Source organism: Pseudomonas baetica, from assembly GCF_051216495.1.
Lineage (GTDB): Bacteria > Pseudomonadota > Gammaproteobacteria > Pseudomonadales > Pseudomonadaceae > Aquipseudomonas > Aquipseudomonas baetica_B.
The window spans coordinates 1-10,560 of the sequence record NZ_JBPKAM010000150.1 but is presented as its reverse complement, the minus strand read 5'-3'; the positions used below and the strand labels follow the sequence as shown (position 1 = coordinate 10,560).

The window sequence follows — 10,560 nt, the reverse complement described above, 5'->3', positions numbered from 1 at the left end:
ACATCATTCCTGCCAGTTAAACCGCTTTCGCGAGCAGGCTCGCTCCCACAGGAAATCTGGGTTGCTTCAGGCTTTTTGTTCGCTGCAGATTTCACGTTTAAGGTCTTGTTTAACCGTCGTCAGATTTACTTCCTGAAAGCCACAGCGCCTTGCGTCGTTGCCTACGGTTACGCCAGAATCCGCCGGCTTGTGCGCCTTGGGGTCGGGTTTTATCGTTGGCCGGTCGCTGAAAACTACAGCGATCGGGTTTGGTAGCCCGGAGTACTGCGCATAAGGCTGCTTTATGGTGGTCATGCGCAGGGCCTGTTCGCAGGCGCCGGTTCCAGTACTCCGGTCTACCAACCTGCGTAAGGCCACCACCCCATTCGTTTGGTAGCGAAAGGTGATGGCTCCCATTCTGCAAGTACTGGAGTTTCATCTATGTTCAAACCAACGCCCAATCCCCCGGAAACCGACTTGGCCGCCCATATCATGGCCACGCCCCACAAACCCTCCGCGATGTTCACCATCAACCCGGACATCGACACCGAAACCCTGCTGGCCCACGCCAGCGAATCACTGGCCTCGGCCAGTGTCATGACCAATGACCTGGCAGGTTTTCTGGAAGGCTCGCACCGCAACACCCTGCTGGGCATCGCCCAGGTCATCATGCTGGGAGAGTTGGCGGTGAACCGGGCGCTGGATCGACTCGCCCCCACCGAATAAAACGCAAAACCTGTGGGAGCGAGCCTGCTCGCGAAGACGGAGTGTCAGGCGACATCGTGCTTGCCTGTTAAACCGCTTTCGCGAGCAGGCTCGCTCCCACAGGGATTGGTGCTTTACTGAAGAAATTCTGCAACCCGCGAGAACCTCGCCATGAACCGCAACGACCTGCGCCGCGTGGACATGAACCTGTTGGTGATTTTCGAGACCCTGATGTTCGAAAAGAACCTGACACGGGCCGGTGAAAAGCTGTTCCTCGGCCAGCCCGCCGTCAGTGCCGCACTGGCCCGCTTGCGGGATTTGTTCGATGACCCGTTGCTGGTACGCAACGGTCGGGTGCTGGAGCCGACCCAGCGGGCACTGGCGATTCTCAAGGAGTTGCAGCCGGCGATGGACACCATTTCCGGTGCGGTCAGCCGGGCCAAGGATTTCGACCCCTCCACCAGCCGTGACGTGTTTCGCATCGGCCTGTCCGACGATGCCGAGTTCGGCCTGTTCCCGCCCCTGCTCAAGCAACTGCGTGAAGAGGCGCAAAACGTGGTGATCGTGGTGCGGCGGGTGAATTTTCTGCTGATGTCGCCGATGCTCGCTTCCGGGGAAATTTCCGTCGGGATCAGCTACACCACCGAGTTGCCGGCCAATGCCAAGCGCAAGAAGCTGCGGGATTTGAGCGTGAAGATTCTGCGCGGCGACAACCGCCCCGGCACCCTGACGCTGGACGAGTATTGCGAACGCCCCCATGCGCTGGTGTCGTTCTCCGGGGACTTGACCGGGGCCATCGACACCGACCTGGCACGGATCGGTCGCTCGCGTAGGGTGGTGCTGGCGGTGCCGCAGTTTGCCGGGCTGCGCGATTTGCTCGCCGGCACCGACCTGCTCGCGACGGTGCCGGATTACGCGGCTTGCGCACTAGTCCGGGGCAGCACTCAATTGCGCGCCGACGACGCGCCTTTCGAGATCAACCTGTCCGAACTGTCCATGGTCTGGAACGGCGTCAACGATAACGATCCGGCAGAACGTTGGTTGCGCTCGCGAATTGCGCAGCACATGTCGGCGTCACTACCGGAGCATTGAGCGAATTGAAACTCGGGTCGGTCTCGCGCATGTAGATCGGCAGGTCAGTCATGGGCGGCATGGCCGGGATTTCGAAGTACATCTGGATGATCCAGCCCCTGTGATAGCTGGCGTGGTTGACCACGTGCAGCAGCATCGCGCCGGCACTCATTGTGCCGCTTTCCCCGGAAATGAAAGTGAACCTGACGGGCCTGTCCAGCGAGGCATCGGTCTGCCGGGCGGTCCAGTCGCAATACCAATGATCGACATCCTGTTGCGCCAGGCGCAGTTCTGTCAGTGCGGGATAAACCACATCATGGGATGTGGTGAAGCCGTGCCCTCGGCCTTCGAGGTGGGCTTGCCAAAGACAGTCCACCACATAGATATGATTCAGTGTGCCGATCATGTTTTTGAAGATCCCGGCGCGTTCCTTTTCGACTTCGCCCGGTGGCAGTTGCGCCAGGTTGTCGAACAGACGCCGGTTAGCCCATTGTTTGTAGTCGGCGAGCATGCGGGCAGTGCGTACGTTGATCATCAGATGACTCCGATGGCGAAGAGCGCATCTTCCAAGGATAGCGCTAACTGCGATAGGCGGCGGCAGGCACTGATTATCGGTATGAGCGTTACTCTGTAGGAGCGAGCTTGCTCGCGATGAACCCGAGAACACTGCGGGGTGTCAGGTGCCCAGCGTTATCGTTGACGACCATCGCGAGCAAGCTCGCTCCTACAGTTGATCCCTCACCCGATCCGCTAACGCCAGGCAACTGGTCAGGCCCGGCGATTCGATGCCGAACAGATTGACCAGCCCCGGTACGCCATGCTCGGCCGGTCCGTTGATGCGAAAGTCGGCGGCCGCGTCGTTCGGTCCGCTGATTTTCGGGCGAATGCCGCTGTAGGCCGGTTGCAGGCTGTTATCCGGCAGGCCTGGCCAGTACCGGCGGATCGCTTCATAAAAACCGTCGGCGCGGGCTGGATCCACGCGATAATCAACGCTGTCGACCCACTCCACGTCCGGCCCGAAACGCGCCTGGCCAGCGAGGTCGAGGGTCATGTGCACCCCCAGCCCGGCGCTTTCCGGTGCCGGGTACACCAGATGCCGGAACGGCGCCCGGCCGCTGAAGGCGAAATAGCTGCCCTTGCACAGGTACGCCTTGGGAACGTGCTGCGCGGGTAAGCCAGCGATGTCATTTGCCACCTCGGGCGCGGACAACCCTGCACAATTGATCAGCTCGCGACAGCTCAAGGTCATGGGCTCGGCGCCGCCCATCTGCAACTCGAACCCCTGATCGATGCACCGCGCCGACAACAGAGGCGTGTGCAAGACGAGCGACGCACCATGGGCTTCGGCATCGCCTTGCAGCGCCAGCATCAACCCATGGGAATCGACAATGCCGGTGGACGGCGACCACAGCGCGGCCACGCAGGACAACGCCGGTTCAAGCTTCCGCGCCTGTGCGGCATCCAGCCATTGCAGGTCATCGACGCCATTGCACCGGCCCTGCTCCAGCAACCGTTGCAGGGCCGAATGCTGCGTCTCATCAGTGGCGACGATCAACTTGCCAAGGCGCTGATAACCGACGCCGCGCTCGTCGCAGAAGGCGTAGAGGCGTTGCTTGCCCTCCACGCACAACTGCGCCTTGAGGCTGCCGCTCGGGTAATAGATACCGGCGTGGATCACTTCCGAGTTGCGCGAACTGATGCCCGTGCCAATGCCCTCACTGGCCTCGACCACAATCACTTCGCGCCCGCTCATGGCCAGGGCCCTGGCCACCGCCAGCCCCACCACCCCGGCCCCGACCACCACGCAGTCGATATCCATGCTCATGTCAAACCAGCCCTCGCTCCCGGTAATCGATCAGGCTGGAGAATATCGCCAGCAACATGGCCATGACCACGAAGAAGATCAGCACCAGGAAATACGAACCGGTGAACTGCACGATCAAACCGATCAGGATCGGCACGATCACCCCGGCCATGTTGCCGCAGAAGTTCATGGTCCCGGCCAGTACACCGGTTTTCGAGGTGCCGCCGAGGATCGACGGAATGCACCAGTACATACCGCACCAGCGGATGAAAAACATCGCCACGCACAGCAGGCCGATGGCCTGGCTCGCTTGGGCGGTGTAAGCCGTCGCCAGCATACACAGCGCCGCCACCAGTGCCGAACCGCTGAACATGCTGCGCATCACCAGGTTCGGCGAGGCACCGCTGGATTTCCATTTGTCACCCAGGTAACCGCCGACCAGTTCACCGACGAAACCGCACATGAAGATCAGGAAGGTCGCGCCGCCCATGCCGGAAATGTTCAGGCCATGGGTCTGGTGCAGGTAGCTCGGCATCCAGGTCAGCAGGCCGTAGAACACGCTGAGGATGCAGCAGTAACCGGCGAACATGGCCAGCACCGAGCGGTCCTTGAGCAGTTCCCTGAAGGGGATGCTGGTCACTGCGCCGGGTTGGCTGACCTTGGCGTTGCCCTCTGTGATGTGCGCCAGTTCCGCGGCATTGACGCCGGGGTGTTCGCTGGGATGGTTGCGGATGTATTTCCAGGCCAGTACACCGGCGAGCATGGTGCCGACGCCAGCAATCACGAAGGCGATGCGCCAGGAATCGAACCAGGCGATCAGCCCGGCAATGATGATCGCGCCGAAGGCACTGCCCAGCGGCGCGCCGCCGTCGACCAGCACCGCGCCGCGTCCGCGTTCGTTGGGGGTCAGCCAGGCACCGTTGAGCTTGGCGCCGGCCGGCATGATCGGCGACTCGGCGACGCCAAGGCCCATGCGCGTGATCAGCAACGTGATCCAGTTGTGCGCGCCGGCGGCCAACGCCTGGAACGCGCCCCAGGCCACGGTCGCGACGACGATCACCCGGCGGGTGTGGAAGCGGTCCAGCAGCATGCCGCCAGGGATTTGCATCAAGGCGTAAGACCAGAAAAACGCGCTGAGCATCAGGCCTTCGAGGGCCGGCGGGATCTGGAATTCGCTGGAGATCAGCGGCAACGCCACCGACAGCGAAGCGCGGTCGATGTAGTTGATCGCGGTCAGCATCAACATGATGAGGAAGATTCGCCAGCGTACATTGGTGGCGCGCATCGTCGCGGAGGCGGCGGGCAATGACAGGCTTTCGGCACTCGGATTATTCATGTGGGGGCGCTCTTATTGTTGTGGAAACAAGCGGCCCCACTCTAATCACGGCTCCGAGGACTGAATAATGATGGGATCTGATAGGGGGATCACCAACTGTCATCCCCCAAACAGTTTCGAGAACGTTTGATATCCGTGGCGAGGGAGCTTGCTCCCGCTTGAGTGCGCAGCACTCACAAAAATCCCAATGACTGGGGGATTTTTGGGCCGCTACGCAGCCCAGCGCGAGCAAGCTCGCTCGCCACAAGGACAGATAAGTCAGAACGTCCCGGGATAACTGCCGCCATCGAGCAACAGGTTTTGCCCGGTCAGAAACCCGGACTGGGCGCCACAGATAAACGCGCAATACGCACCGAATTCATCGGGCCGACCAAAACGCTGCGCCGGGACGTGTTTGCGCCGCTGCTCGGCGATGCTTTCGACACTGGTGCCATTGGCCTGGGCGGCAGCATCCAGGGTCTTGTGCAAGCGCTCGGTGTCGAATGGCCCCGGCAGCAGGTTGTTGACCGTGACGTTATTTCCCGCCAATCGCGCCTGACGCGCCAGCCCGGCGATGAAACCGGTGAGGCCGCTGCGGGCGCCGTTGGACAGGCCGAGCACATCGATCGGCGCCTTCACTGCGCCGGAAGTGATGTTGACGATGCGCCCGAAACCGCGCTCGGCCATGCCATCGACGCACGCCTTGATCAGTTCGATGGGCGTGAGCATGTTGGCGTCCAGCGCCTTGAGCCAGTCTTCGCGCTGCCAGTCGCGGAAATCACCGGGCGGCGGTCCGCCGGCGTTGTTGACCAGAATATCCACCTGCGGGCACGCCGCCAAAACCCCTGCGCGAACAGCCGGCTCGCTGATGTCCCCGGCCACGATGCGCACTTCAACGCCCAGCTTGCGCAATTCCACAGCGGCCGCCTGCAACGTCTCCTCACCACGGGCATTGATCACCAGGTTCACGCCCTCCTTCGCCAAGGCCCGCGCACAGGCCAGGCCCAAGCCCTTGCTGGCGGCGCAGACAATCGCCCAACGCCCCGAAATACCCAAATCCATGACGATGCTCCTGACGGTTTCAAAGCGATCACGTTACCACTGCCTACCTGCTCGCCGGGGGATGACAAAGGGTGATCGCAGGATCAGACCTTTTCATTATCGGCGCTCTACGACGCTGATTACTGTTTGCCGACGAACAAGAAACGACGCCGGAGGCACACATGAACCCGTTCCAGTTTTACTTCCCCACCACCTTGAAAAGCGGCAACGGCCTGGTGCGTCAGGCCGGGGCCTTGCTCAAGCCCCATGTCCGAAAAAAACTGCTGGTGGTCACCGACGAAGGGCTGATGGCCTCGGGCGTGATGGAAAGCTTTTTTGCTTCGCTGGCGGCCAGCGAGATTGCCTATGAAGTGTTTGCCGGCGTCGAGCCCAACCCCACCACCGACGTGCTGGAGCGCGCCGTGGCGTTCCTGAGAAAACATGAGTGCGACTCGGTGATCGGCGTCGGCGGCGGTAGCAGCATCGACACTGCCAAAGGCGTGGCGGCCATGGCCACCAACCCTGGCAACATCCTCGATTACGAGGGCTACGACAAACTGCTGCACCCGCCACTGCCGATTTTCGCGATTCCGACCACCTCGGGCACCGGCAGCGAATGCACCGCGTCCACGGTGTTCACCAACACCCAGACCCTGTTCAAGACCGTGATCATCAGCCCGGCGCTGTTTCCGAAACTGGCGATTCTCGACGCCGAACTGACCCTCAAGCTGCCGGCCTCGATCACCGCGGCCACCGGCATGGACGCCCTGACCCACGCCATCGAATCCTACGTGTCGAAACAGGCCAACCCGATCAGCCAGGCCCTGGCCCTGCAAGCGATCAAGATGATCTGCACACACCTGCCGAAAGCGTTTTTCACCGGATCAGACCTGCACGCCCGTGAGCAGATGCTGCTCGGTTCTTTCCTCGCCGGCGTCGCCTTCGCCCAATCGAAACTGGGCAACGTGCATGCGATTTCCCACACCTTCGGCGGCGTGTTCAACATTCCCCATGGCATCGCCAACGCGACGCTGCTGCCCTACGTCATCGAATACAACCTGCCGGCCTGCCCGGAACTGTTCCGCGAAATCGCCCTGGCCATGGGCGAGAACGTCGACGGCCTGGACCCTGTGCGCGCCGGCCGCAAAGTGGTGGAACACGTCATGGCCCTGAACAAGGCCATCGGCATCCCCGCCACCATCAAGGACCTGGGCGTGGACCTGGACTACATGCCGCAGATGGTCAGCGACTCGATGCGCAGCGGCAACGTGCTGGTCAACCCGCGCCTGACCACCGCCGTCGACGTCGAGCGAATCATCAGCAACGCCTTTCACGGCATTCATTCCTGAAGCGAGCAAAACCATGTTCTACGAAATGCGCACCTACACCATCCAGATCGGAAAAATGCAAACCTACCTCAAACACTTCGAGGAAAACGGCCTGCCGGTGATCTCCCGCTACACCACGCTGGTGGGCTGGTGGTACACCGAAATCGGCGAGCTGAACCAGGTGATCCACATCTGGGCCTACGAGAGCCTGGACGACCGCATCAAGAAACGCGCCGCCCTGTACCAGGACCCGGACTGGCTCGAAGGCTTCGTGCCGATCGCCTTCCCAATGCTGGAAAAAATGGAATCGAAACTGCTGATGCCGGCGCAGTTTTCACCGATCAAATAACCCCGGAACCAACGCAAAACCCTGTGGGAGCTGGCTTGCCAGCGATGAGGGAGTGTCAGTCGCCACTGTTGTTTCTGACACACCGCTATCGCGGGCAAGCCCGCTCCCACAGGGACGGTGCAAGGGCCAAGATCGTGATCAAATGGTCAAGTCCCGTTGCAATTCATTAATCAGCAGCGTCGCCGCCGGAGACAGATCGGCGCCGGCCCGGCTGATCACGCCGTAAGGTTCGATCAGTGCGCGCATCGACACCGGCAGTTTCACCAGTAAGTCGTGCTGTTCGCAGAATTGCGCCACTTCCACCGGAATCACCGCCAGCAACGTCGGGTCCTGTTGCACCAGCAAAATGGTGGCGAAGGTTGACGAGGTTTCCAACGGATAGCGTGGAATCTCCAGCCCCGCTTCGTTCAGTTCACGTTCCAGCGCTTGGCGCATCGGCATGTCCTTGGGATAGACCACCCAGCGATAATCACTCAATTGCGACAATTGCAGCGACTCGACACGGGCCAGCGGGTGATCCTTGCTCGCGACTACGGCCAGGGGTTCTTCACTCAGTTCGATGCAGTCATAGGCGTCCGAGCGCTGGCCAACGCTGGTGCGGCAAATCGCCAAATCCAGACGCCCCTGATCCAGCAGCCCGAGCAAGGTCGCGCTGGTGTTTTCCACCAGTTCCACCGACAGCTCCGGTTGCTTGAGGCGCAACTCGGTCAATGCGCGGGTGAGCAACGGCACCGCGCCCATGATCACTCCCACCGACAGTCGTCCGCCCTGCCCGCGCATGATGCTGAGCATGTCCTCACGCAGGTGTTCCACGTCGCTGTAGATCAGCCTCGCATAACGAATCATGCAACGGCCCATTTCATTGGCCACCAGGCCTTTTGGCTGACGTTCGAACAGCGGCATGCCGAGCAACGACTCGACTTCATGCAACGCCTTGGTGGCGCCGGACTGGGAAATCGAAATCTGCTCGGCGGCCTTGTGCAGGGACCCGCGATCATCCAGGGCGATCAGCAACCTGAGTTGTTTAAGGCGCAGACGCGAAGCAATGCTGCCAAGGGAAGGAACCATATCGTTGGGTGCTCGATTCAATGTACAAATCCGTCAAGGCCCACGCCGACATGCCGCCGACGTGGGCGGCGTATCAACTCAGGGGCGCTGTGCTCCACTGGCCGTCGACCAGTCGGTCGAGGCCCAGCGGGTTACTGTTTTGCAGGGCCGGGGGCAGGTATTGATCAGGATAGTTCTGGTAACAGACAGGTCGCAGAAAGCGATCGATGGCCAGGGTGCCGACCGAAGTGCCGCGCGCGTCGGAGGTGGCCGGCCAAGGCCCGCCATGTACCATCGCGTCGCTGACTTCGACCCCGGTGGGGTAACCGTTGAGCAGCAGCCGCCCGACCTTGTCCTCCAGCAACGGCAAGAGTTCGCCGAAGCGATCCAGGTCCGCCGGTTCGGCGATCAGCGTTGCGGTCAATTGACCGTGCAAGCTGTCGAGTACCGCATGCAGCTGTTGCTGATCGGCAACTTCCACCACCACAGTGGCCGGGCCGAAGATCTCTTCCTGCAACAGCGGATCGCCGTCGAGCAACAACTGCACATCGGCCTTGAATAGTTGGGGTTGCGCCTGTACATCGCCCTGAGGCTGACCGGCCAGATGATCGACCCGGTCATGCGCCGCGATGTGTTGCAGGCCCGTGCGATAACTGCGCAGCGCTCCCGCATTGAGCATGGTCTGCGCCGGTTGGCCGCCCATGTTTTGCGCGAGAGTATCGAGGAATTCGCTGAACTGCGGCGAGCGCAGGCCAATGATCAGACCGGGGCTGGTACAGAACTGGCCGCAGCCGAGATTGACCGATGCCGTCAATTCCTCGGCGATTTTTCCACCTCGATTGCGCAAGGCTTCAGGCAATAAGATCACCGGGTTGATGCTCGACATTTCGGCGAACACCGGAATCGGCTGCGCTCGCGCAGCGGCCAGATCGGCCAAGGCCCGTCCGCCCTTGAGCGAACCGGTGAAACCCACAGCCTTGATGCCCTCGGCCTTGACCAGCGCCTGGCCGACACCGGCACCGTAGATCATGTTGAACACCCCCGACGGCATGGCCGTGCGTTGTGCTGCGCGCACGATGGCGCTGGCCACCCGATCGGCGGTCGCCATGTGCCCGCTGTGGGCTTTGAACACCACCGGGCAACCCGCGGCCAGCGCCGATGCGGTATCGCCGCCCGCGGTGGAAAACGCCAGGGGGAAATTGCTCGCGCCGAACACCGCAACCGGACCGACACCGATGCGGTACTGACGCAGGTCCGGCCGTGGTAGCGGCGTGCGTTCGGGCAGTGCCTGGTCAATCCGCGCACCGAGAAAATCACCACGGCGCAGCACGTGGGCAAACAGGCGCAACTGACCGCTGGTGCGGCCTCGTTCGCCGCGAATCCGCCCTTCTGGAAGCGCGGTTTCCTGGCACACCAGACGGATGAAATCGTCGCCCAGATCATCCATTTCCTCAGCGATAGCCTCAAGAAACTCGGCCCGGCGCTGTGGCGATAACTGACGGAACCGCGCGAAGGCACGGGTGGCCGCCGCGACCGCGAGTTCGACTTCATGCTCGGTGGCCTGATGGAACGCATAAGGCAGCGCCTGCCCGGTGCTGGCGTCAAGGCTGTGCAAGATCTCACCGCCCAGGGCACTGCGCTGCCCGTCAATGAACTGCTGGCCCAAAATATCGGACATCAAAAACTCCCTCGCCTGCGTACGGCAGGCGATGACTCGAATGAAAGGGATGCGCCAAAAACGCACGCTTCACTCTAGGGGCCGGGGTCAGGGGCAAACAAATGACAACATCGGGTCGGGGGATGAGCATTCGTCATCCCCCGGCCTGACACTATCCCTTGTGGGGGGGGGGGGGGGGGGGGGGGGGGGGGGGGGGGGGGGGGGGGGGGGGGAGGGGGGGGGGGGGGGGGGAGGGGGGGGGGG

General features: G+C 61.9%; 11 protein-coding genes and 1 pseudogene. 5 read left to right on the top strand and 7 right to left on the bottom strand.

What is annotated here, in order from left to right:
* The 3 genes from ACSFE6_RS29295 to ACSFE6_RS29285 form a co-directional block, all read left to right on the top strand.
* Nucleotides 1-255 (top strand): hypothetical protein (locus tag ACSFE6_RS29295; protein ID WP_435430864.1); only part of this gene is annotated, 255 nt, incomplete at its 5' end.
* Between the two features lie 165 nt (nucleotides 256-420).
* Nucleotides 421-705: a DUF6124 family protein gene (locus ACSFE6_RS29290; RefSeq protein WP_435430863.1), complete on the top strand. Its 285-nt coding sequence runs from the start codon at nucleotides 421-423 to the stop codon at nucleotides 703-705.
* Between the two features lie 150 nt (nucleotides 706-855).
* A complete protein-coding gene (locus ACSFE6_RS29285) occupies nucleotides 856-1,776 on the top strand; it encodes a LysR substrate-binding domain-containing protein (protein WP_435430862.1) in 921 nt (306 codons plus the stop codon).
* On the opposite strand, the gene ACSFE6_RS29280 is transcribed toward ACSFE6_RS29285, so the two are convergent.
* The 5 genes and pseudogenes from ACSFE6_RS29280 to ACSFE6_RS29260 all read right to left on the bottom strand — a co-directional run bounded on the left by ACSFE6_RS29280 (nucleotide 1,697) and on the right by ACSFE6_RS29260 (nucleotide 5,936).
* Complete coding sequence (locus tag ACSFE6_RS29280; protein WP_435430861.1) at nucleotides 1,697-2,290, bottom strand: DinB family protein; 594 nt, start codon at nucleotides 2,288-2,290, stop codon at nucleotides 1,697-1,699. The genes ACSFE6_RS29285 and ACSFE6_RS29280 overlap by 80 nt on opposite strands.
* A 94-nt stretch (nucleotides 2,291-2,384) precedes the next feature.
* Nucleotides 2,385-2,462 (bottom strand): annotated as a pseudogene (locus tag ACSFE6_RS29275) (outer membrane lipoprotein carrier protein LolA); the annotation flags it as partial.
* Between the two features lie 17 nt (nucleotides 2,463-2,479).
* Nucleotides 2,480-3,580 carry an NAD(P)/FAD-dependent oxidoreductase gene (locus ACSFE6_RS29270; protein ID WP_435430860.1) on the bottom strand — a complete coding sequence of 367 codons (1,101 nt, stop codon included), beginning with the start codon at nucleotides 3,578-3,580 and terminating at the stop codon, nucleotides 2,480-2,482.
* A gap of 1 nt (nucleotide 3,581) precedes the next feature.
* Nucleotides 3,582-4,895 (bottom strand): MFS transporter, encoded by a 1,314-nt coding sequence (locus tag ACSFE6_RS29265; protein WP_435430859.1) that lies wholly within the window; start codon nucleotides 4,893-4,895, stop codon nucleotides 3,582-3,584.
* Nucleotides 4,896-5,153: 258 nt separating this feature from the next.
* Nucleotides 5,154-5,936, bottom strand: coding sequence for an SDR family oxidoreductase (locus ACSFE6_RS29260; protein WP_435430858.1), 783 nt, complete (start codon nucleotides 5,934-5,936; stop codon nucleotides 5,154-5,156).
* Nucleotides 5,937-6,097: 161 nt separating this feature from the next.
* Between ACSFE6_RS29260 and ACSFE6_RS29255 the strand changes: the two genes are divergently transcribed.
* Together ACSFE6_RS29255 and ACSFE6_RS29250 are read left to right on the top strand one after the other, a co-directional pair.
* A complete protein-coding gene (locus tag ACSFE6_RS29255; protein WP_435430857.1) occupies nucleotides 6,098-7,264 on the top strand; it encodes an iron-containing alcohol dehydrogenase in 1,167 nt (388 codons plus the stop codon).
* A 13-nt stretch (nucleotides 7,265-7,277) separates the two neighbouring features.
* Nucleotides 7,278-7,592: an NIPSNAP family protein gene (locus ACSFE6_RS29250; protein ID WP_150701430.1), complete on the top strand. Its 315-nt coding sequence runs from the start codon at nucleotides 7,278-7,280 to the stop codon at nucleotides 7,590-7,592.
* A gap of 138 nt (nucleotides 7,593-7,730) precedes the next feature.
* Here the strand turns inward: ACSFE6_RS29250 and ACSFE6_RS29245 are convergent, their stop codons facing one another.
* Nucleotides 7,731-8,660 (bottom strand): LysR family transcriptional regulator, encoded by a 930-nt coding sequence (locus tag ACSFE6_RS29245; protein ID WP_435430856.1) that lies wholly within the window; start codon nucleotides 8,658-8,660, stop codon nucleotides 7,731-7,733.
* A 73-nt stretch (nucleotides 8,661-8,733) separates the two neighbouring features.
* Entirely contained in the window at nucleotides 8,734-10,317 is a 1,584-nt protein-coding gene (locus ACSFE6_RS29240) for an aldehyde dehydrogenase (NADP(+)) (RefSeq protein ID WP_435430855.1), read from the bottom strand.
* Nucleotides 10,318-10,560 lie beyond the last annotated feature (243 nt).

Bases quoted from the DNA above. Each gene is read 5' to 3' on its own strand.
- ACSFE6_RS29290 (WP_435430863.1), top strand. From the start codon at position 421: ATGTTCAAACCAACGCCCAATCCCCCGGAAACCGACTTGGCCGCCCAT.
- ACSFE6_RS29285 (WP_435430862.1), top strand. From the start codon at position 856: ATGAACCGCAACGACCTGCGCCGCGTGGACATGAACCTGTTGGTGATT.
- ACSFE6_RS29280 (WP_435430861.1), bottom strand. From the start codon at position 2,290: ATGATCAACGTACGCACTGCCCGCATGCTCGCCGACTACAAACAATGG.
- ACSFE6_RS29270 (WP_435430860.1), bottom strand. From the start codon at position 3,580: ATGAGCATGGATATCGACTGCGTGGTGGTCGGGGCCGGGGTGGTGGGG.
- ACSFE6_RS29265 (WP_435430859.1), bottom strand. From the start codon at position 4,895: ATGAATAATCCGAGTGCCGAAAGCCTGTCATTGCCCGCCGCCTCCGCG.
- ACSFE6_RS29260 (WP_435430858.1), bottom strand. From the start codon at position 5,936: ATGGATTTGGGTATTTCGGGGCGTTGGGCGATTGTCTGCGCCGCCAGC.
- ACSFE6_RS29255 (WP_435430857.1), top strand. From the start codon at position 6,098: ATGAACCCGTTCCAGTTTTACTTCCCCACCACCTTGAAAAGCGGCAAC.
- ACSFE6_RS29250 (WP_150701430.1), top strand. From the start codon at position 7,278: ATGTTCTACGAAATGCGCACCTACACCATCCAGATCGGAAAAATGCAA.
- ACSFE6_RS29245 (WP_435430856.1), bottom strand. From the start codon at position 8,660: ATGGTTCCTTCCCTTGGCAGCATTGCTTCGCGTCTGCGCCTTAAACAA.
- ACSFE6_RS29240 (WP_435430855.1), bottom strand. From the start codon at position 10,317: ATGTCCGATATTTTGGGCCAGCAGTTCATTGACGGGCAGCGCAGTGCC.